This window comes from Sphingomonas oleivorans, assembly GCF_003050615.1.
In the GTDB taxonomy this organism is placed as follows: domain Bacteria; phylum Pseudomonadota; class Alphaproteobacteria; order Sphingomonadales; family Sphingomonadaceae; genus Sphingomonas_H; species Sphingomonas_H oleivorans.
Map to the genome: position 1 here is coordinate 273074 of NZ_NWBU01000010.1, position 22415 is coordinate 295488.

At 66.8% G+C, this 22415-nt stretch carries 15 protein-coding genes; 6 read left to right on the forward strand and 9 right to left on the reverse strand.

The genetic code is table 11. The features are described 5' to 3' along the window. The 3 genes from CLG96_RS12650 to CLG96_RS12660 all read left to right on the forward strand — a co-directional run bounded on the left by CLG96_RS12650 (position 1) and on the right by CLG96_RS12660 (position 5984). Positions 1-1260 (forward strand): efflux RND transporter periplasmic adaptor subunit, encoded by a 1260-nt coding sequence (locus CLG96_RS12650; protein ID WP_480935823.1) that lies wholly within the window; start codon positions 1-3, stop codon positions 1258-1260. Positions 1261-1374: 114 nt separating this feature from the next. After that, a complete protein-coding gene (locus CLG96_RS12655) occupies positions 1375-4548 on the forward strand; it encodes an efflux RND transporter permease subunit (protein WP_107968334.1) in 3174 nt (1057 codons plus the stop codon). 11 nt (positions 4549-4559) lie between these two features. Continuing rightward, on the forward strand, positions 4560-5984 hold the full coding sequence (locus CLG96_RS12660) for an efflux transporter outer membrane subunit (RefSeq protein WP_107968335.1): 1425 nt from the start codon (positions 4560-4562) through the stop codon (positions 5982-5984). A 205-nt stretch (positions 5985-6189) separates the two neighbouring features. On the opposite strand, the gene CLG96_RS12665 is transcribed toward CLG96_RS12660, so the two are convergent. Together CLG96_RS12665 and argE are read right to left on the reverse strand one after the other, a co-directional pair. Continuing rightward, positions 6190-7845 carry a M28 family metallopeptidase gene (locus tag CLG96_RS12665; RefSeq protein ID WP_207796703.1) on the reverse strand — a complete coding sequence of 552 codons (1656 nt, stop codon included), beginning with the start codon at positions 7843-7845 and terminating at the stop codon, positions 6190-6192. Positions 7846-7920: 75 nt separating this feature from the next. Further along, positions 7921-9078 carry an acetylornithine deacetylase gene (argE, locus tag CLG96_RS12670; protein WP_107968336.1) on the reverse strand — a complete coding sequence of 386 codons (1158 nt, stop codon included), beginning with the start codon at positions 9076-9078 and terminating at the stop codon, positions 7921-7923. A gap of 107 nt (positions 9079-9185) precedes the next feature. On the opposite strand from argE, the gene CLG96_RS12675 reads away from it, so the two are divergent. After that, positions 9186-9902: a glutathione binding-like protein gene (locus CLG96_RS12675; RefSeq protein ID WP_107968337.1), complete on the forward strand. Its 717-nt coding sequence runs from the start codon at positions 9186-9188 to the stop codon at positions 9900-9902. 23 nt (positions 9903-9925) lie between these two features. Here the strand turns inward: CLG96_RS12675 and CLG96_RS12680 are convergent, their stop codons facing one another. The 5 genes from CLG96_RS12680 to CLG96_RS12700 form a co-directional block, all read right to left on the reverse strand. Continuing rightward, on the reverse strand, positions 9926-10846 hold the full coding sequence (locus tag CLG96_RS12680; RefSeq protein WP_107968753.1) for a pirin family protein: 921 nt from the start codon (positions 10844-10846) through the stop codon (positions 9926-9928). 105 nt (positions 10847-10951) lie between these two features. Then, entirely contained in the window at positions 10952-12058 is a 1107-nt protein-coding gene (gene dinB / locus CLG96_RS12685) for a DNA polymerase IV (RefSeq protein WP_107968338.1), read from the reverse strand. A 63-nt stretch (positions 12059-12121) separates the two neighbouring features. Further along, positions 12122-13123 carry a DUF2891 domain-containing protein gene (locus CLG96_RS12690; protein WP_107968339.1) on the reverse strand — a complete coding sequence of 334 codons (1002 nt, stop codon included), beginning with the start codon at positions 13121-13123 and terminating at the stop codon, positions 12122-12124. After that, a complete protein-coding gene (locus CLG96_RS12695; protein WP_107968340.1) occupies positions 13120-14058 on the reverse strand; it encodes a DUF979 domain-containing protein in 939 nt (312 codons plus the stop codon). Before CLG96_RS12695 ends, CLG96_RS12690 begins: the two co-directional genes overlap by 4 nt. Continuing rightward, a complete protein-coding gene (locus CLG96_RS12700) occupies positions 14055-14732 on the reverse strand; it encodes a DUF969 domain-containing protein (protein WP_107968341.1) in 678 nt (225 codons plus the stop codon). The genes CLG96_RS12695 and CLG96_RS12700 overlap by 4 nt, the downstream gene beginning before the upstream one ends. 220 nt (positions 14733-14952) lie before the next feature. Between CLG96_RS12700 and CLG96_RS12705 the strand changes: the two genes are divergently transcribed. After that, positions 14953-18228, forward strand: coding sequence for a TonB-dependent receptor (locus CLG96_RS12705; protein ID WP_243395764.1), 3276 nt, complete (start codon positions 14953-14955; stop codon positions 18226-18228). A gap of 81 nt (positions 18229-18309) precedes the next feature. Continuing rightward, positions 18310-18768 (forward strand): opioid growth factor receptor-related protein, encoded by a 459-nt coding sequence (locus CLG96_RS12710; RefSeq protein ID WP_165799640.1) that lies wholly within the window; start codon positions 18310-18312, stop codon positions 18766-18768. Here CLG96_RS12710 and CLG96_RS12715 read toward each other — a convergent pair whose 3' ends face one another. Both CLG96_RS12715 and CLG96_RS12720 read right to left on the reverse strand, forming a co-directional pair. After that, complete coding sequence (locus CLG96_RS12715) at positions 18769-19983, reverse strand: spinster family MFS transporter (protein WP_207796704.1); 1215 nt, start codon at positions 19981-19983, stop codon at positions 18769-18771. Between the two features lie 179 nt (positions 19984-20162). Continuing rightward, positions 20163-22409: a TonB-dependent receptor gene (locus CLG96_RS12720; RefSeq protein ID WP_107968345.1), complete on the reverse strand. Its 2247-nt coding sequence runs from the start codon at positions 22407-22409 to the stop codon at positions 20163-20165. Between the last annotated feature and the right edge of the window lie 6 nt (positions 22410-22415).

Genomic DNA, 22415 nt, shown 5'->3' on the forward strand with positions numbered 1-22415 from the left:
ATCATGCTTCACGCCCAGATCCAGGCCAATCCGGAGGATGCGGAGATTGCTCGTGGGCGCAGGCGCCGCTGGGGCCTGCTCGCGCTGGCGGCCGGCCTCGCGACGCTGCTTTTCATCGCGCTCCGATCGCTGTTCGGCACGGACGCGCGTGCCGACGCGCCGCCGCCAATCCCGGCGGTGACGGTGAGCCGGCCGCTCAGCCAGTCGATCCTCGAATGGGATGATTATGTCGGCCGGTTCGAGGCGAGCCAGGCGGTGGAGATCAAGCCGCGCGTGTCCGGCGCGTTGGAATCGATCCATTTTCGTGATGGCGATATCGTCCGCAAGGGACAGCTTCTGTTCGTGATCGATCCGCGCCCCTTCGCGGCGGCGCTGGCGGAGGCCCGTGCCCGGCAGGGCAGCGCGGAAACGGCGCTGGCGCTGGCGCGCACCGAAATGGCTCGCGCCGACCGGCTGATCGCGGCCGAAGCGATCAGCCAGGAGGAAGTGGATTCCGCGCGTGCGGCCGTCCGCTCGGCCGCGGCCGCGGTGGAAGCGGCGCGCGCCCAGGTGCAGGCGCGGGCGCTGGACATGGAATTCACCCGGGTGCGCGCGCCGGTGACGGGCCGCATTTCCGATCGGCGCGTGGACGTGGGCAATCTGGTTTCGGCCAATCAGTCGATGCTGACCACCGTGCTCGCGCTCGATCCCATTTATTTCAGCTTCGACGGATCCGAGGCGCTCTACCTGAAGTCGCAGCGCGACAAGGATCGGCAGGGCGCGCCGCAGGAGGCGGAGATACGCTTGCAGGATGAGACCGCCTATAGCTGGAAGGGCAAGGTGGACTTCACCGACAATGCGATCGATCAGGGATCGGGCACGGTGCGCGGCCGCGCGGTCGTCTCCAACCCCGATTATTTCCTGACCCCCGGCATGTTCGGCAATATGCGGCTCGCCTCCGGCGCGTCGCGGCCGGCGCTGCTGGTGCCCGACGCGGCGATCCAGACCGATCAGGCGCGCAAGGTCGTCTATGTCGTCGGCAAGGACGACCTGATCACGGTGAAGCCGGTCGAGATCGGGCCGCGGGTGGGCACGCTGCGCGCGATCCGGTCGGGCCTCGCGGCCGGCGATCGGGTGGTCGTGTCGGGCGTGCAATATGCGGCGCCGGGGGCGAAGGTGCAGGCGCGTGAAACGCCCATCACCGCCCCGGGCAAGGAGCCTGCGGAACGCAGCTATTCGGCGCCCGCCGCCTCGCAGGCGACGCTCGCCGCCGCAAGCTGAACGAACATAATCTCAGCCCGCCGGGGCTGACCGTCCGGAAGCCGACGCCTGCCGCCCCTCGCGGCGGGCGAAGGGCGGACGCGTCTCCGGCGGGCGGAAAGAGGGAAGCAACCCATGCGCCTCAGCCACGTCTTCATCAAACGGCCCATCTTCGCGGGCGTGATCGCGGTGATCATCACGATCGTCGGCGCCTTCGCCTATTTCGGGCTGCCCGTTTCGCAATATCCCGATGTCGTGCCGCCGACCGTGACGGTGAGCGCAAGCTATCCCGGCGCCTCGGCCGAAACGGTGGCGGATACCGTCGCCGCGCCGCTGGAGCAGGAAATCAACGGCGTCGACGACATGCTCTATATGTCGTCCCAGTCGACCGGCGACGGCCGGATCACCGTCACCGTCACCTTCAAGCTGGGCACCAATCTCGATACCGCGCAGGTGCTCGTGCAGAACCGCGTCGCGCTCGCCGAGCCGCGCCTGCCCGAGGAAGTGCGGCGTCTGGGCGTGGTGGTGCGCAAGACATCGCCATCCTGGCTGATGGCGGTCAATGTGCTGTCGCCCGACGGCTCGCTCGACCGTTCCTATGTCTCCAACTATGTGCTGACCCAGATCCGGGACCGGTTGACCCGCGTCGACGGCGTCGGCGACGTTCAGGTGTTCGGCGCGCGCGACTATGCGATGCGCGTCTGGATCGATCCGGGCCGCGCCTCCACGCTCGGGCTGACGGCGGGCGAGATCGTCGCCGCGCTGCGTGGCCAGAATGTCCAGGTCGCCGCCGGCACGGTCGGCCAGCCGCCCTTCGACACGGGCAGCGCCTATCAGCTCAATGTCGAGACGCAGGGCCGCTTCCGCAGCCCCGAGGAATTTGCGAAGATCGTCATCAAGACCGATGCCGAGGGGCGCATCACCCGCCTGTCCGACGTCGCGCGCGTCGAGCTGGGTGCGGCCGATTATGGCGTGAACGCCTATCTGTCGGGCACGGACTCGATCATCATGGGCATCACCCAGCGGCCGGGCACCAATGCGCTCGCCGCCGCCACGGGGATTTTGAGCGAGCTCAAGGCGGCGTCCGCCAAATTCCCCAAGGGCCTCGAATATCGTGTCGTGTGGAACCCGACCGAGTTCATCAGTGAATCGATCAGCGCCGTCCAGCACACTTTGTTCGAGGCGGTGGTGCTCGTCGTCATCGTCATCCTCGTCTTCCTTCAGAGCTGGCGCGCGGCGATCATTCCGGTGATCGCGATCCCCGTGTCGCTGATCGGCACCTTCGCGGTGCTGGCGGGGCTCGGCTATTCGCTGAACACATTGTCGCTGTTCGGGCTGGTGCTCGCCATCGGCATCGTCGTCGACGACGCGATCGTCGTGGTCGAGAATGTCGAGCGCAATCTGGAGCATGGCCTGTCGCCCAGAGAGGCGGCGCATCGTTCGATGGACGAGGTTTCGACAGCACTTGTCGCGATCGTGCTGGTGCTGTGCGCGGTGTTCGTGCCGACCGTCTTCCTCACGGGCATTTCGGGCCAGTTCTACCGCCAGTTCGCGGTGACGATCACGACGGCGACGATCATCTCGCTGATCCTGTCGCTCACTCTCTCGCCCGCGCTCGCGGCGCTGCTGCTCCGCCCCAAGGCGGAGGAGGCGCCGGCGCGCGGCTGGCGACGGATCCTGTTTGTCGCGGCCGACCGCTTCAACCGCGGCTTCGATAGGCTCAGCATCTGGTATGGCAATGCCACCCGGCTTCTCGTGCGGCGGCCCAAGCGGATGCTCGCCATCTATGGCGGGCTGATCGGGGCGACCGTGGCGCTGTTCTGGGCGACGCCGGCGGGCTTCGTGCCGGCGCAGGACCAGAATTATGCGCTCGCCGCCTTCCAGCTTCCGCCCGGAACCTCGATCGAGCGGACCGACGCGCTGCTCCGTCGCGTGACGCAGAAGCTGCTGCAGGTGCCCGGCACCGAGGCGGCGGTGATGTTCTCCGGCTTCGACGGCGCGTCCCAGACGCAGGCGTCCAACTCGGCGGCGGCCTATATCACCTTCAAGCCTTATGAGGAGCGTGCGGAAACGGGGCGCAGCGAGGCGGCGATCATCGCCGACATGCGCAAGGCGGTGGCCGAGGTGGACGAGGCGCTGGTGTTCGTCATTCCGCCGCCCGTCATCCAGGGCATCGGCAATGGCGGCGGCTATCGGATGATGGTGCAGGACCGTAACGCCCAGGGCTATCAGGCGCTGGAGCAGGCCGCGCGCGGGCTGATCGGCGGGGCCAACAAGGCGGAGGGGCTGACCCAGGTCTATACGCTGTTCAACACCGCGACGCCGCGCGTCTATGCCGATATCGACCGCGCCAAGGCCGATATGCTGGGCGTGCCGCCGTCGCGCGTGTTCGAGGCGCTGGAGGTCTATCTCGGATCGGCTTATGTCAACGACTTCAACCTGCTCGGCCGCACCTTCCGCGTGACCGCGCAGGCCGACGCGCCCTTCCGCGATGATCCTTCGGACATCGCACAGCTCAAGACGCGTTCCAACTCGGGCCAGATGGTGCCGGTCGGCGCGGTCGCGACCTTCGAGGACAAGACCGGGCCCTATCGCGTGACGCGCTACAACCTCTTCCCCGCGGTCGAGGTGGATGGCGAGACGGCGCCGGGCTATTCGACCGGCCAGTCGATCGCGACGATGGAGCGGCTGGCGGAGGATCTGCCGCCGGGCTTCAGCGGCGAATGGACGGACATCGCCTTCCAGCAGAAGGCGGCGGGCAATGCGGCCGCGATCGTTTTCGGCATGGCGGTGGTGTTCGTCTTCCTGGTGCTGGCGGCGCAGTTTGAAAGCCTGATGCTGCCGCTGTCGATCATCCTGATCGTGCCGATGTGCCTGCTGGCGGCGATGGCGGGCGTGAACCTGCGTGGCATGGACAATAATATCCTGACGCAGATCGGTCTTATCGTGCTGATCGGCCTGGCCGCGAAGAACGCCATCCTGATCGTCGAATTCGCCAAGCAGGCGGAGGAGACGGGCGCCAGCATCGTCGAGGCGGCGGTGCAGGCGGCGCGCGCCCGGCTGCGGCCGATCCTGATGACCAGCTTCGCCTTCATCCTGGGCGTGGTGCCGCTGGTGATCGCGACGGGCGCGGGCGCGGAGCTGAGGCAGGCGCTGGGCACGGCCGTCTTCTTCGGGATGATCGGCGTGACCTTCTTCGGCCTCGTCTTCACCCCCGTCTTCTACGTGGCCTGCCGCACGCTCGCGGAACGGCTCGGCCGCAGGCGCCGGGCCGCGTCCGAAGGCACCACCCTGCAGCCCGCCGAATGAGGAAAAGAGCGATGAAGCTGTTGCGATCCATGGGGCTCGTCAGCCTGCTGGCGCTCGCCGCCTGCGCGGGCGGCGTGGGGCCCGACTATAAGCGGCCCGAAACCCCTTCCAGCGCCGCCCGGCCGTTCATCGGCAGCGCGAGCCCGGCCGTCAGCACCGCTGAGACGGACAATCAATGGTGGCGGCTCTACCGCGATCCCGTGCTCGACGGGCTGATCGCGGATGCCTTCGCCGCGAACCGCGACCTAGCGGTGGCGACCGCCAATCTCACCCGCGCCCGTGCGCTGCTGCGCGAGGCGGGGGCGGGGCGGCTGCCGCAGACGCAGATCGATGCGAGCGGCACTTATGGGCGGCGGTCTGCCATCCAGCGGCAACCCGGCATCGAGCGCGAGGACTGGCTGTACGATGCGGGCCTTTCCATTTCCTATGAGGTGGACCTGTTCGGCCGGGTCAGCCGCTCGATCGAGGCGGCGCGCGGCGATGTGGCGGCCGAGGAAGCGGCGCGCGACGTGGCGCGTGTCGCGGTCGCGGCCGAGACGGCGCGCGCCTATGCCGATGCCGGGGCCGCCGCCGAGCGGCTGGCGGTGGCGGAACGCACGGTGGCGCTGGTCGAGCAGACGCTGGACCTCACCAATCGTCAGTTCGAGGCGGGGCGTGGCACGCGGCTGGAGGTGTCGCGCGTGGTGGCGCTGCGCGACCAGCAGCGCGCGACCTTGCCGCCGCTCCGCGCCGAGCGGGATGCCGCGCTGTTCCGGCTGGCGACGCTGACCGGGCGGACGCCGGCCGACCTGCCGGCGGAGGCGGGCGCGCGACGCGCGACGCTCAGGCTGGATCAGCCGATCCCGGTGGGCGACGGGCGCGCGCTGCTCGCGCGGCGGCCCGACGTGCGCGCGGCCGAGCGCCGGCTGGCGGCGGAAACGGCGCGGATCGGGGTGGCGACCGCCGACCTTTATCCCCGGATCAGCTTCGGCGGATCGATCGGATCGACGGGCACCTCGCTCAGCGACATGTTCGGCGCGGGGCCGCTGCGCTGGCTGTTGGGGCCGCTGCTAAGCTGGAACTTCCCCAATCAGGAGACGGCGCGTGCCCGCGTGGCGGCGTCGGAGGCATCCACCGCCGCCGCGCTCGCCCGCTTCGACGGGACGGTGCTGCGCGCGCTGGAGGAAACGGAGACGGCGCTGTCGCGCTACAGCCATGAGCTGCAGCGCCGCACCGAGCTCGCCTCGGCACGCAATGCGGCGGAGACGGCGGCGCGGATCAGCCGTGTGCAGCTGCGCGAGGGCAAGGTGGATTCGCTGACGGTGCTCGATGCGGAACGTACGCTTGCCGCAGCCGAAGCGGATCTGGCGGCATCCGACGCGCGCATCGCGACGGCGCAGATCGATTTGTTCCGCGCGCTCGGCGGCGGATGGCAGGAGGCGGCGAGGGCCGGTTGAGCTGCTTTCCCCCCGGCTCACTACCCTCGCTATCCCAGCGCCGGGCCCCATCAAAATCGCATTTCGATGGGGCCCGGGGGCTGGGATCCATGTCTCTTTCCACCGAGGGTGCTGTTTGTGGAAAGAGACATGGGCCCCGGCACCGGGCTCTCATCAAAGCAGTAGTTTGATGGGAGCCCTGTGCCGGGGACGACGATCGAAAACTTCACTGTCTTTTTGTAGCAGTTGCGTTGCGTATCGCCCTGAATTCGGAGCTTTCGTGCCAGTCCGGCCAGCGACGGGAATTTGCGAGGTCGCTGGCGATGCTGTGGAACAGGGCGACATCGGCGGCGGCGCCTCTCAGATCCCAATCGGGGGACCAGGCGTCGCAGGGCTGATGATAGCAGGCCATATAGTCGGCGAGCCATTTGTCGCCCGCCGCGCGGCCGCCCTCCACCAGGTCGGCCCCGCCACCCAATGCCATCAGCAGCAGCACCGGCACGCCGCGCCGTGCGAGCGAGAAATGATCGGCGCGGTAGAAGAGGCCGCGTTCGGGCAGCGCCTCGGGCGAGACGGTGCGGCCCTGCGCGGCGGCGGCACGGGCGAGATCATCCTCGAGCCTGCCCTGTCCCTTACCGATCAGGATCACGTCGCGCGCCGGGCCGGCCGTCTGGAGGACATCGAGGGTCAGGTTCGCGACGGTCTTTTCCAGGGGATAGAGCGGCTTTTCGCCATAGGCCTCGGAGCCGAGCAGGCCGCGCTCCTCCGCCGTCCAGGCGGCGAAGACGAGCGTGCGCTCGGGGCGCGGGCCGGCAGCGAAGACGCGCGCCAGCTCCAGCACGCCGGCCAGCCCAAGCGCATCGTCATTGGCGCCGGCACGGACGGTGCGGCCCTGCGCATCCGGCTTGCCGATGCCATAGGCATCCCAATGGCCGGCGAACATGATCGTTTCGTCGGGATGCTTCGTGCCGGGAAGCTTCGCCAGCACATTATGGCTGTCGATGCGGCTGGCGGTGACGGGAAGATCGGCGGTGAAGCGCGTGGCCTTGAGCTCGACGGGGCGGAAATCGGCGCGGCGGGCCTGCGCCTTCAGCGTCTCGAGGTCGAGGCCGGCGCCGCGCAGCAGATCGGCGGCGGCGGTGCGATCGAGCCAGCCCTGAAGGGCTGCGCGTTCCGGTGCGCCGGGGGCGCGGACGATATCATAATTGCCGCCGCCGGGAGCGATCACCGTATCCCAGCCATAGCCGGCACCGGCCGCCTCATGGACGATCAGCGCCCCGATCGCGCCGCGCCGGGCGGCTTCCTCATATTTGTAGGTCCAGCGGCCATAATAGGTCATCGTCCGGCCGCCGAAGCGGCCCGCGACGGGATCGGTAGGTGCGGCCTCGAAATCGGGATCGTTGACGAGGAAGAGGGCGATCTTGCCCTTGAGATCGGCGCCCTTGAAATCGTCCCATTTCCGTTCGGGCGCGGTGACACCATAGCCGACGAAGACGATCGGCGCGTTGCGGATGGCGACGCGATCGACGTTGCGCACGGTGCTGACATAGATGTCGCGCGACTGGACGAGCCGACGGGCCTTGCCGCCTTGCGTGGCGCGCATCGCGGCGGGCGCACCGATCTGCGTGCGGACGAGCGGCACCGTCTGCGTCCAGCCGCCATTTTCGCCGCCGGGCTCAAGGCCGAGCGCGGCGAATTGGCGGGAAAGATAGTCGATCGTCTTCGTCTCGCCCGCTGTGCCGGGGGCGCGGCCTTCAAACTCTTCGGAGGCGAGCGTCCTGACGATGGCGGAGAGGCGGGCCGGATCAATCGGATTGGCGGGCTCAGCCATCGCCGTGCCGGAGAACAGGGCGGTGGCGGCGAGAAGGGGCAAGCGCAACATGGACATGCCCAATGCCCTAGCCCAGCAGGCGCCCCCCATACAAATCGTTACGGATATCGTCGCGGGGCGGATCGTTCAGCGGCTGAGCTCCGCACCCAGCCGGTCGAGAAACTGCTCGCAGCGGGCGAGCTGATCGAGGCTGGCATATTCGTCCGCCTTGTGCGCCTGCTCGATCGAGCCGGGGCCGACGATCACGGTCGAAAGGCCCGCGCGCTGGAACTGGCCGGCCTCGGCGGCATAGGGGACGGCGACGGCCCGGTTGGTGCCGAGCAGGCGGGTGGCGAGCGCTTCGGCGGCGCCATCTTCTTCGGGCGCAAGCGCAGGCGCGTCGGCGACAATCAGGGTGGCGGCCGAGACACCGGGGTGGAGCGCGCGGGCGGGGGCGATTACCTCCTCCTCAAGCGCCTGTCGGAAGCGGGCGAGCGTGGCCGGTACATCGACGCCGGGGATGGAGCGTATATCCCATTCGAACCAGGCATGGCCGGCGAGGATGTTGGCCGCCGTGCCGCCGCCGATGCGGTTGACCGAGATGGTGGTGCGATCGGGTTCGAACCGCGCATCCCGCACCTGTACGGCAAGCTCGGCCTCGATGCGCTGGAGGAGCGTGATGGCGCGGGCGGCGAGGCCGATGGCGCTGACGCCCTGATGGGCGAGGCTGGAATGCGCCTCGACCCCGCGAATATCGGTGCGCGCGACGACTATGCCCTTATGCGCATTCACCACCTGCATCGATGTGGGCTCGCCGATGAAGGCGATGGCGGGGCGCGGTGCCTGCCGCGAAAGCCAGTCGAGCAGCTTGGGCGCGCCGATGCAGCCGACCTCCTCGTCATAAGTGAGCGCGACATGGATGGGGCGCTTAAGCGGCGCATCGTTGAGGCGCGCGGCGGCGGAAAGCGCGCAGGCGATGAAGCCCTTCATGTCCGCCACGCCCCGGCCGAAGGCGCGGCCGTCGCGTATGTCCAGCCGGAAGGGATCGCTCGACCAGTCCTGTCCTTCGACGGGCACGACGTCGCTATGGCCGGAAAGGACGATGCCGCCATCCACATGCGGACCGATCGTGGCCCAGAGGCTGGCCTTTTCTCCATCTTCCGATGGCAGCACCTCGGCCGTGATGCCGCGTGTGGCGAGCCAGGCGGCGGCATGATCGATCAGCGCCCGGTTGCTGCGCGCCGAGACGGTATCGAAGGCGATGAGATCGGCGAGCAGCGCGAGCGTGGCGGGATCGGGCGCCATGGGAAAAACCTCGTTCGAACAGCTGGCGGGCGAGAAACGATCCGCCGAATATTGAAGCCATGAAGTCCCACTTTATCTCGATCAGCTGCTCATGAGGAGATTGGATTATGATTGATCTGCACTATTGGCCCACGCCGAACGGCCATAAGGTGACGTTGTTCCTGGAGGAAACGGGGCTCGAATATCGCCTGTTTCCTGTGAATATCGGCAAGGGCGAGCAGTTCGATCCCGATTTTCTGAAGATCGCGCCCAACAACCGCATGCCCGCGATCGTCGATCATGCGCCTGCGGGCGGGGGCGATCCCATCTCGCTGTTCGAATCCGGCGCGATCCTGCTCTATCTGGCGGAGAAGAGCGGCAGGTTCATCGCGGGGGATCCGGTTGGCCGGGCGGAGACGCTGCAATGGCTGTTCTGGCAGATGGGTGGGCTGGGGCCGATGGCCGGGCAGAACCATCATTTCCGCAACTATGCGCCCGAGAAGCTCCCTTACGCCATCACTCGTTACGTCAACGAGACCAACCGGCTCTATGGCGTGCTCAACCGGCGGCTCGCGGATCGCGGCTTCGTGGCCGGCGAGGAATATTCGATCGCGGACATGGCGATCTATCCCTGGATCGTGCCGCATGAGGCGCAGGGTCAGTCGCTCGAGGACTTCCCGCATGTGAAGCGCTGGTTCGATACGATCGCGGCGCGTCCGGCGACGACCCGGGCCTATGAGCTGGGCAAGAAGGTCAATCCTACGCCCGGCATCCGCAGCGAGGAGGAGCGCAAGATATTGTTCGGCCAGACGGCGGCCGCGACGGAGGAGCGCAAGGCCGGCTGAGCGGCCGGCCCTGCGCGCGCCCGTTACGGATAACGGACCGGCTTCGGTTCCTCGGGGAGGGGGATGAACTCCGTCTCGCCGGGGACGTCGGCAAAGCGGCGGGCGCGCCAATCCTCCTTTGCCTGCTCGATCCGATCGGCCGAGCTGGAGACGAAATTCCAGTAGATGTGACGCTTCTCGGGCAAGGGCTCGCCGCCGACGAGCATCAGCCGGGTGGCGCCCCGCGCCCGGAGCAGGATCTCCGCGCCGGGCTTCAGCACGACGAGTTGGTTCATCTCGAAGGCGCCCGTCTGCCCCTCGACCTCGATCGCGCCCGAGATCACATAAAGAGCACGCTCGATATGGTCGGTCTCGACGCGGAAGCGGGCGCCATGATCGAGCGCCACATCGGCATAGATCATGTCGGAGGCGGTCTTCACGGGCGAAGCCTGGCCGAGCATCGTGCCCGCGATCAGCTTGATGCTGCGTCCTTCCTCCTCGATCAGCGGCAGCGCGTCGGCGGGATGATGGATGAAGGAGGGGGCACTCTCCTCCAGCGCAGTGGGCAGCGCGACCCAGGTCTGCAGGCCGAAGAGCGGGCCGCCGGCAGCGCGCATGTCCGGCGCCGTGCGTTCGGAATGGACGATGCCGCTGCCGGCCGTCATCCAGTTGACCGCGCCCGGGCGGATCGGCTGCACGCTGCCGACGCTGTCGCGGTGCAATATCTCGCCTTCGAGCAGATAGGTGACGGTGGCGAGGCCGATATGGGGATGGGGGCGGACATCGAGCCCCTCGCCCGTGTCGAACAAAGTGGGGCCCATCTGATCGAAGAAGATGAAGGGGCCGACCATGCGGCGCTTGGCCGAAGGAAGTGCGCGACGGACCTGAAAGCCGTCGCCCAGATCACGCACCGGGGGCAGGATCACCATCTCGATCCCGTCCATTTCGCTTGGCATTACCGACATCATCCGTCTCCTGTCGCTTGGGCATCAGGATAGAGATTTCAGTGGGCGCCGAAACGCCCAGGAAGGAAAGGCATCGTTTCGGATTTGGGCATGTCCTCGCCCGATCTAAAGGGCCAGGCCGAGCTGGTTGGTGGGCTCTCCTTCTTCCAGGGCGGACAGAGTGAGGCCGAGCAGCCTCACGCCCCTGGGCACGGGGCAGAGCGCGCGGAGGAGGAGCGTGCCGGCGGCGGCGATCGAGGCGCGGTCGGAGACAGGGGCGGCAAAGCTGCGCGCGCGCGTGATCTGGCGGAAATCCGCATATTTGACCTTGAGCGTGACGGTGCGTCCCGCGGCACCCGCGCGCTCGATGCGGGCGCAGACCGCGTCCACTATGGGATCGAGCGCGGCGAGCAGCTCCGCCTCGTCGGTCAGGTCGCGGTCGAAGGTGCGTTCGGCGCCGACCGACTTGCGCTCGCGATCGGGGCGGACGGGGCGGTCGTCGCGGCCGTGCGCGGCCATATGGTAATAATCGGCGGACTTGCCGAATTCGGCGCGAAGGAAGGTAAGGCTGCGTTGGCGCAGGTCCGCGCCCGTGAGGATGCCGAGCCGTGCCATCCGGGCGGCCGTGACCGGGCCGACGCCATGGAAGCGCGCGACGGGGAGGGTGGCGACGAACGCCTCGCCCCGGCGCGGCGTGATGACGCACAGCCCGTCGGGCTTGTTCTGATCCGAGGCGATCTTGGCGAGGAACTTGTTGTAGGAGACGCCGGCCGAGGCGGTGAGCCCGGTTTCGGCGCGGATGCGCGCGCGGATATCCCGGGCGATGGCGGTGGCGGAGCCGATGCCCTGAAGATCGGCGGTGACGTCGAGATAGGCCTCGTCGAGCGAGAGCGGCTCGATGAGCGGCGTATATTCGGCGAAGATGGCGTGGATCTGGCGCGAGACGGCGCGATAGACGTCGAAGCGGGGCGGCACGAAGAGGAGATCGGGGCAGCGCCGCTTCGCCGTGCTGGACGGCATGGCGGACCGGACGCCGAAGGCGCGCGCCTCATAGCTGGCCGCGGCGACCACGCCCCGTTCGCCCGCGCCGCCGACCGCGACGGGCCGGCCGCGGAGCGCGGGATCGTCGCGCTGCTCGACCGAGGCGTAAAAGGCATCCATGTCGATATGGATGATCTTGCGGAGCGGCGGCGGCTCGGGAGCGGCAGGGGCGGGCGGCGGCGCGATTCGCATGGGGCCATTATAGGAACGGAACGGGAACCGTGGGAGGCGGCGTCCGGAACGGAGAGGAGGTCCTCAGGCTTCCAGCGCGAGCGTGGCGAAGGTGGCGAGCCAATGTTCGCCCATATAATCGCCCGCGACATAAGCCAGGCTGGCTTCGAGATGATGAGCCGCGGCGCGGCATGCTCTTTCCGCCAGCCTGGGATCGAGCGCATCGGCGATGGCGCGCCAGCACCAGGCGCGGCTGAAGTTGAAGCCGTCGAGATGGGCGATCTTCCCGTCCGACCGATCCGAGACGAAGGCGGGGGTGAAGAGGGTGGCGGGCTCGCCCCGCGCCAGATCGGGAAGGAAATCGGCGAACCAGATGCGGAATTCGGCCGGCGGCAGCACCCGGCGCATGCACAAGGCTTCGACGAGCGCGGAGGAGAGAAATTCGTCTCCCCCCGGTTCCCAGCCGGGGCAGGCGCGATCGGCGGCGAAATAGTCGCATGCGCGGGCGCGGATCATGGCGGTCAGCGCAGGATCGCGCTCCTCCGCCCATTCGAGCGCGAGGATCAGCGCGAAGGCGGTGTTGAAATGGGTGCCGGTGCGGATCGGATAGCTGAGCTTCGGCAGGAAGGCGAGGAAGCGATCGGCGAAGGCGCGCGCGAGCGGGGCGAGCGCATCGGCCCATCCGGCATCGTGCCGCGCCGCCTCCCCATGGAGCGCGAGCAGCCAGGCCCAGCCATAGGGCCGCTCGAAGCCGGCCGAGGCGGGACGATCGAGATAGGCGCGTTCGGCAAGCGCCTTTTCAGGCGTCAGCATGGCATTGGCGAGGCGGCGGATGTCGGCGGCGGCGGCAATGTCCGGAAAGCGGCGGAGCAGGCGGAGCAGCAGCCAATAGCCATGGACGCAGCTATGCCAATCGAAGCTGCCGAAGAAGATCGGGTGGAGTTCCGCCGGCGCGCGCACATCCTGGGGCTCCGCCATGACATGATCGAGCTTGTGCGGATATTGGCGCGTGACATGGCCGAGCGCGATGCGCGCGAAGCGCTGCGCGGTGGCGGGATCGAGCGCATGGGGCGGGGCAGGGATCATCGGAAGGCCAGCAGATAGATTAGGAGGAGATTGGCAGCGAGCAGCGGAAGCGCCGTGCCGAGCTGCGCCTTGATGACGGCATTTCTGTTCCCGAGCTCGAGAAGGGCGACGGGCACGATGTTGAAATTGGCCGCCATCGGCGTCATCAGCGTGCCGCAAAAGCCGGACAGCATGCCGATCGCGGCGACGACCGCCGGATCGCCGCCATGGCCGCGGATCAGGATCGGCAGGCCGACCGCCGCGGTCATCACCGGGAAGGCCGCGAAGGCATTGCCCATGACGATGGTAAAGAGCGCCATGCCCAGCGCATAGATGGCGACGGCGGCGAAGAGATTGCCATCGGGCAGGATGCGCCCGGCGAGCCCGCCGACCACCTCGCCGACGCCGGCGAGCGCGAAGACCGCCCCGAGCGCCGCCAGCATCTGGGGCAGGATCGCCGCCCAGCCGATCGAATCCATCAGCCTCCGCCCTTCCTCCAGCGCGGCGAGCGGCGGCGGGCGCAGCCAGATGCATGCGACGATGAGCGCGATGACGACGCCCATGCCGAGCGACAGCAGCGTGACCTGCTTCGGATCGAACAGGCCGCTGTCCTTCAGCAGCAGCGTGCCGGCGAGCGTGCTGGCCGGAATGACCAGCGCGGGCAGGAAGAGGCGGTTTCCGTGCCGGGCGGATAGCGCCTCGCGCTCTTCCGGGCCGGTCGTGCGCGGTAGGCCGCGTCCCAGCGCGCCGAAGCCGGCAAGGCCGACGAGGCAGAGGAGGAGCAGGCCATTGCCAAGATCGCCGAGCCGGTCGCCACCCAGGAAGCTGAGCGCGAGCAGCGCCCAGAAGGCGGCATTGCCGAACCGCTTGCCATTGGTGCGGTCGCGCGCGCTCAGCACCGCATAGGCGGCGAAGATCAGGCCGGCAAAGGCATAGAGCCAGGAAAGCGTGATCATCGCCCGCCCGGTCCGCCCAGCCGCCGATCGAGCATCAACAGCCGCGTGCCATGGATCAGCAGGGCGAGGATCGCGCTGGGGATCGCCCAGAGCGAGAGCTGGAGCGGTGCGAGCGTGATGCCATTCTGCGCGAAGAAGCCGACGATCAGCAGGATCGATCCGATCGCGACGAAAATATCCTCTCCGAAGAAGAGGCCGACATTGTCGGTGGCGGCAGCGAAGGCGCGGACCCTGTCGCGGCTGTCCCTGTCGAGCAGGGGCCGTTCGCGCGCGGCGGCGGCCTCGGCCATGGGGGCTACCAGCGGCCGCACCGTCTGGGCATGGCCGGCGATCGAGGTGAGGCCGAGTGCGGCGAACCCCTGGCGGATGATCAGATAGGCGAGCAGCAGGCGGCCGGCGGTGGCGCCCCTGAGCCGCGCGATCAGCGCGCCGGCGCGCTGCTGCAGGCCATATCGTTCGAGCAGGCCGATGACGGGCAGCACGATCCAGATCAGGTTGACATAGCGATTGTCATTGAACGCCCTGCCGAAGGCGGAGACGATTGCGACCGGATCGAGCCCCGCCGAAAGGCCGGTGACGAGCGCGGCGGCGGCCACGACGGGCAGCGGATTGAGCCTGAGCAGGAAGCCGATCACGACGACGGCGATTCCGGAAAGGAGCAGCCAGTTCGTCACTATCCGGTTCCCCCGTCCCGATGCCCCACGCGGCGGAGATTTTCCACGCTGCGCGGCCCTTGTCGAGCATGCGCGCGCGGACAGTTGCGCCGTTGCCGCACCGCAACGACTTTTGCGTCGCAGTGCGGCAGAAGCCTCATTAAGGCTTTTATTACCTAGGCAATTATGCCTTGATAGGGCCTGGTTCAGGGAAGACCGGACCTGAAAACGGGGGATTTCAATGCGTAGCTATCTTCAGGGGAGCGCGGCTGTCGCGCTCGCGCTCGTTTGTTCTGCGGCCTATGCGCAGGAGACGACATCCTCGATCCGTGGTGTCGTGACCGCGGCGGACGCGGCCGTGAGCGGCGCTGTCGTCACCGTGAAGCATCTTCCTTCGGGCACCACCGCGACCGCCACGACCGGCGGCGACGGCAGCTTCGCTTTGTCGGGCCTGCGCGTGGGCGGCCCCTTCACCGTCTCCGTCAGCGCGACCGGCTTCGGCGACACGACGATTTCGGACATCCAGCTTACCGCCGGCCAGCCGCTGCGCCTGCCGATCGCGCTGGAGACGGGCGAGGAGATCCTCGTCACGGCATCGAAGTCGGGCGCGACGGAGCTTTCGTCCGGGCCGATCACCTCGATCAGCCGCGAGGGCATTGAAGGCGTGGCCTCGATCGCGCGCGACATACGCGACGTCGCGCGGCGCAGCCCCTTCGCCAGCCTCGATCCCACCAATGGCCGTTCCCTGGAGATTGCCGGTCAGAATGGCCGTCTCAACAAATTCTCCGTCGACGGCGTGCGCTTCTCTGACAATTTCGGCCTGAACAATGGCGGCCTGCCGACGGCGCGCGGCCCCGTGCCGCTGGACGCGATCGAGCAGCTTTCGGTGAAGATTGCGCCCTATGACGTGTCGGAAGGCGATTTCCAGGGCGGCGCGATCAACGTCGTGCTGCGTTCGGGTAATAATGATTTCAGCGGATCGGCTTTCTATACCTATACCGACGACAGCCTGACCGGCGATCGTACGCGCGACCGCTCCGTCTCGCTGAATTTCGACAGCAAAAACTATGGCGGCTTCCTGTCGGGGCCGATCATCAAGGACAAGCTGTTCTTCGCCATTTCCTATGAGAAGCTGGACGAAAGCCAGCCGATCGACGTGGGCCTTGCCGGATCGGCCAATCCTGTGCCGGGGCTGAGCCAGGCCACGGTCGATCAGGTGACCGGGATCTCCAACAGCGTCTATGGCTATGATCCGCTCGGCGTCTTCAGCAACTCGGTCGAGAGCGACGAGAAATATACGGTCAAGCTCGACTGGAACGTGGTGGACGGGCAGCGCGCCTCCTTCACCTATATCCACAATGAGGGCGGTGTCGGCAGCCCCAACAGCAACGATACGAGAGCGGCCTCTCCCGCGATCGGCCTCCGTTCGATCGCCTTCTACCGGCCGGAAGAGGTGGATGCCGGCACTTTCCAGCTCAATTCCGACTGGTCGGACGATTTCAGCACGGAAACGCGGCTGGTCTATCGCGAATCGTCGATCCTTCCCGCGCCCTTCGGCGCGCCGGGCTTCGGCCAGTTCCAGGTCTGCACCGATCCGAACAACCCCGTTTCCGGCGTCGGTGCCGCGCTCATCAGCTGCTCGCAGGGCAGCAGCGCGTCGCCGGGTGCTGCGCGCATCTTCTTCGGCACGGGTCAGTTCCAGCAGGCCAATCTGCTCAAGACGAAAAATTATGGCGGCGACATCACCGCGCGGCTGAGCATGGGGGATCATACCTTCAAGTTCATCGCCGGCTATAATTTCTTCGATGTGACCAACCTGTTCGTGCGCGATGCGCTCGGCACCTATTATTTCGATTCCGTCAGCGACTTTCAGAACCGCCGGGCCAATACGCTGGCGCTTCAGGGATCGATCACCGGCGACCTGCAGGATGTGGCCGCCAATTACGGCTATTCATCCTATCTGTTTGCGCTTCAGGATAGCTGGGACGTCACGTCCCGCTTCAACCTGACCTATGGCGGCCGCATCGACCTTTATGGTTCGCAGTCGACGCCGCCGCTCAACCGCTTCTTCCTGCAGCGCTACGGCTTCCGCAACAATGCCACGATCAAGGGCAAATATATCTTCCAGCCGCGCCTTGGCCTGACTTGGCAGGCGACCGACGCGCTGACGCTGCGCGGCGGCGTTGGCCTCTTCGCGGGCGGCTCCCCGGACGTGCTGCTCTCCAACAGCTTCACCCAGGCGGGCGTGCTGGGCAATGCCATCGGCTTCCAGCGGACGGCGACGGGCTGCATCGACACGAGCACGCGGGCGGCGCTTTCGCCGGCGCTCTGCTCCGCAGCACTCGATAATGTCGATGGAAAGACCATCAATCCGCTCGTCCAGGATTATCTGCGGACGAACACGGCTGCGCTGGCCAGCACCAGCACCAACTCGCAGGATCCGGATTACAAGCTGCAATCCACCTGGAAGTGGAGCCTTTCGGCCGATTATGCGGCCGATCTCGGTCCGCTCGGTGATGGCTGGAATCTCGGTGCTGACGTCTATTATGGCCAGACCAACAATGCGCCCAGCTATACCGACCTGCGCGCCGTCAGGATCGGCACGATGCCGGACGGCCGGCCGCGCTACAGCACGGCGGTGGGCGCCAATTCCGACCTTTTCCTGTACAACACCAAGGCGGGCCACAGCCTGGTCGCGGTCGCGCGCTTCGACAAGCGCTTCGACTTCGACCTGAATATCGGCGCGAGCTACACCTTCCAGGATATTGAGGACGTCAATCCGCTGAACAGCGGCACGACGGCTTCGGGCATCTATGGCAATACGGCGATGGTCGATCCGAACTTCGCCGCGGCGGGAACGTCGGACTATCAGATCCGGCACTCGTTCAAGTTCAACATCGACTATGATCATGCCTTCTTCGGCGACTATAAGACGCGCGTCAGCCTGTTCGGCGAGCTGCGTTCGGGCCGGCCCTACAGCCTGACCATGAACGACCCCGTCCTCACGAACGGCCGTTCGAGCGTGTTCGGCGTGGTGGGCACGAGCAACCGCCATCTGCTCTATGTACCGAATGTCGCGAGCGAAACCGCCGATCCGCTGGTGACCTATGACAGCACGGCCACCTTCACCGCGCTGCAGAACTTTATCCAGTCGAACGGCCTGTCGAAATATCAGGGTCGCATCATCCCCAAGAACACCCAGCGTTCGCCCAATTATTTCAAGGTCGACCTGCACGTCGATCAGGAAATTCCGGTGCCCGCATGGCGTCAGGCGCGTGTCAAGCTGTTCGCGGACCTGGAAAATGTGCTGAACTTCATCGACAAGGATTGGGGCTCGCTGCGCCAGACCAACCTCAGCGCCCAGCAGCTCGCCACGGTGGTGAACGTGGCCTGCGCGAAGCAGGCGGGCAGCAACTGCACCCAGTATCGCTATTCGAGCTTCACCAATCCGGCGCTGATCAATCAGGCGCGATTCTCGCTCTGGGGCGTCCGTCTGGGCGCGAAGTTCGAGTTCTGATCGGCTGGTCCGGGGCAGCGGGAAAGCCGCCCCGGACCATCTCACGCATCCAAAATGGGGAAGGGCGGTTCATGCACAGGCATGACACCGCCCTTTTCTTTTCCGCTCCGTGCCTTTTTCGACGGCGGGACCGACGCCGCCGGGCGGACGCATGCGGAGATAATCGGCTGGCCCGACGTGGCGATCGAGCAGCATCATGACTTTATCCAATGGCTGTTTCCGCTGCCCGAGCCGAGCCGGGCGGTGCCGGGATCGCCCGTGCTGACGGAAGCGGATCGGGCGGAGCTGGCGGCATCGCCTGCGGCGCGGGAGCGGATGGAGCAGGCGGCAGCGCGGATGCTGCGTTTCTATAGGGACAATGACCATTGGCTGGTGCCGCACGATCATAACCATCTGCGCATCAGCCGGATCATCCGCAGCCTGCGGCTGATCCTGGGCGATAGCGCGGCGGATCGGTTCCGCGACGCGATCATGGCGCGGGTGGCGCAGGCGGGCGCGTCTATCAGCGCAACGAGCCTGGACTATTGGAGCGCTGCCTGATCAGCGATGCCAGTCCTTCGCCAGATGGCGCGAGGCGAGCGCGAGCAGGGCGGCGGCGATCAGATAGAAGCCGAGGCCGATCAATATCGCATAGCGCAGCGACTGATCCCCGAAGCGCGCGGCCAGCGCATCGGACACCAGGCCGAAGAAGAGCGTGCCGAAGCCGATACCGATCAGATTGTTTATGAACAGGAAGCTGGCCGATGCGGTCGCGCGCATGTTGGGCGGCACGAGATGCTGGATGGCGGAAAGAACGGGGCCCAGCCACATCAGGGCCAGCGCCTGTGGCACGAGGAACAGCAGGAAGGCCAGTTCCTTGGCCGGCGCCATGACGCCTGCCACATAGAGCGGCACCGCGATCACGAAGGCGCTGGCGGGGACGAGGGCATAATATTTGGGATCCCTGCTGCCGAGCCGGTCGCCCAGCCAGCCGCCGCACCAGACGCCGACCATCCCGCCGATGAAGATGATCGATCCGTAGAAGAGCGACAGGTCGAACAGCTTGAGCCCGAAGCTGCGCCCGAAAAAGGAGGGGAGCCAGAAGATCAGGCCATAGCCCACCGTCGAGCTGGATGAGGCGCCGAAGGCGAGCAGCCAGAAGGCGGGCTTGCGCGCGAGCGTGGCCATGACCTCGCCGAGCGCGGCGGGCTCGGTGCGCGCGGCGGGGGGATCGTAGCGGCCCCGCATGGGCTCGCGCACGACCAGGCGGAAGAGGGGCGCCAGCACGACGCCGGCGAGGCCGACGGTGAGAAAGGCGGTGCGCCAATCGACGCTGGAGGCGATCCAGCCGCCAAGGAAGATACCGAGCGCCGAGCCGATCGGGATGCCGAAACTGTAGAAGGCGAGCGCGCGGGCGCGGCTTTCGCGGGGGAAATAGTCCGAGATCAGCGCATAGGCCGGGGCGACGCCGCCCGCTTCGCCGACGCCGACGCCGAGCCGGCAGAGAAAAAGCTGCCAGAAATTGCCCGCTACGCCGCACAGCGCGGTGAACGCGCTCCATAGCGCGAGCGACACCGTCATGATCCAGGTGCGGCTGCGGCGATCGGCGGCCCAGGCGATCGGAATGCCGAGCGCGGTGTAGAAGAGCGCGAAGGCGAGGCCGCCAAGCGCGCCGAGCTGGGTGTCGCTGAGTCCCAGCTCGGTCTTGATCGGGATTGCGAGGACGCCGATGATCTGCCGGTCGATGAAGTTGAAGGTGTAGACCAGGAGCAGCATCGCCAGCACGACGGCGCGATAGGATTTGGATTCCGGTGCGGCTGCGCTGCTCACTTCATTGCCCCTTCCTGCCGTCACGCCAGCGGAGGCCGGCGTCCCACGAGGCTCGCTCTCTAGCGGAGAGAAAGGAGGGACCCCAGCCTTTGCTGGGGTGACGGAGGAAGGAGGCGGTTGCATCGTCAGAAACGCACTTCGCCGGTGACGGTGAAGGTGCGCGGCGGGCCATAGAAGCCGATGATCGAATTGCCGGTGAGCGCGCCCGGGAAGTTGTAGCCGCCGACGCGATATTTCTTGTCGGTCAGGTTGCGGCCATGCGCGCCGATCTGGAAGCGCTTGTCGTCCGACGTCCAGACGATGCTCATGTCGACCAGCTCATAGCCGTCCTGATCGAGCACGCGGTTCGGCACCTCGAACAGCGAATAGTCGCTGCGATAGGAGAGCGAGGGCGTGAGGGCGAGCGTGCCCGCGCCGCCCAGATCCTTCGCATAGTTCAGGCTGACATTGATATTATGTTCCGGCGTGTTCTGGAACACTCGGCTGTCGGCAAGATCCTCGACGCGCAGCGTGGCGGGATTGAGCGTCAGAAATTCCCTGAATTTGGCGTTGGTATAGCCATAAGCGAAGCTGACCGACAGTTCGGGCGAGGCGACCGCCCGGCCTTCCAGCTCCAGGCCCCAGATGCGCGAGGCGCCGGCATTGTCGACCGAACTCACCACCGTGGTGCCGGAAACGAACTGGGTCGTGACCTGCTGGTTCTTATAATCGGAATAGAAGCCGGCGGCGTTGAGGAAGAAGGTCCGATCGAGGAAGGCGCCCTTCAGGCCCACCTCATAGGCATCGACCGTTTCCGGCGCATAGCCGTTGACCGTATCCGGCGTGAAGATCGCATCGCCGCGCGGATCGAAGCCGCCCGACTTGAAGCCCTTATTGTAGGAGGCATAGGCCATGATGTCGTCGGTCGGCTCATAGCGCAGGCTGATCCGCGGCGTGAATTTCGAATCGGTACGATCGTTGGTGTAGTTGGTGCGGATGCGGAAGGGCGTCGCCGTCGGCCGGCCGAAGATCGGGCTGCGCAGGCCGAGATAGTCGGCGCGGAACACCGTGCCCTCGCGCTTGTCGCGCGTGTAGCGGCCGCCGAGCGAGACGGAGAAATGATCGGTGAGATCATAGCTGATGTCGCCGAACGCGGCATAGCTGCGCGTATCGACCTGACCGCTGGTGAGCGTCGTGAGATTGGCGTTGCCGATCACCGTATCGAACGCGCCTTCGGCCGAATTGTCGAGATAATAGAGGCCGATCACGCCTTGGAGCCGGTCCGCCGTGATCAGCGCCTGGAATTCCTGCGTGAACTGATGGTCCTTGTAGAAGGAGGGTATGTCCAGGATCGGCTGGGGCAGGCCATCGAAATCGATGACGGTATCGGTATGGCCCTTGCGATAGGCGGTGATCGATTTGAGCGTCAGCGCATCCGATGCCTCTAACTCGATCGTGCCGGAAATGCCCTGGGTCACGACCTTATTGTCGTCGCCGATGCCGGCGCGCGTGTCATAGACATCCTCCAGCGGCGCGCCGAGCGCGGTGCCGTTGCCGAGCTCGCGATGGCCGTGGCGCGGGTTCGACTTGTCGACCGTCTTGTCGGCGGCGATGCGGATGAAGAGCGCGTCGGACGGCGTGAGCTCGGCCGAGAGGCGGCCGGCGAGCACATCCTTGTTATAATGTTCGGCGCCGGTGGTGAGATTCTCGCCGAAGCCGTCGCGCTTGTACCAGGCGACCGCGCCGCCGACGGACAATATGTCGCTGATCGGCACCGTGACCGAGCCGATCAGATCGCGCTGATCATAGCTGCCATAGGCGCCGCGCACCTTCGCCTCGAAATCATTGCCGAGCCGCTTGGTGACATATTTGATCGCGCCGCCGATCGTGTTGCGGCCATAGAGCGTGCCCTGCGGCCCGCGCAGCACCTCCACCCGATCGATGTCGAAAATGTCGAGCACGGCGCCCTGGGGGCGCGCGACATAGACATCGTCGACATAGAGGCCGACGCCGGGTTCGAAGCCCCATACCGGATCCTGCTGGCCGATGCCGCGGATGAAGGCGATCAGCGTGCTGTTCGATCCGCGCGCGATCTGGAGCGTGAGGTTGGGCGTCTGCTGCTGGAGCGAGGTGATGTCGATCGCGCCCTGATTCTGGAGCGCGGTGCCTGAAAAGGCGGAAATGGCGACGGGAACGTCCTGCAGCCTTTCCTCGCGGCGGCGCGCGGTGACGATGATCTCGGCGCCGATCAGCGCGGCATCCGCGCCGGTCGCCTGTTCCGGGGCTGGGGCGGTTTCAGTTTCGGCCTGCTGGGCCAGCGCGGCGGCCGGGGAGGCGAGCCCCAGAAGGGCCGATCCGGCGAGCAGCAGCTTTCTGCTTTTGATATGTTTCATGGCAGT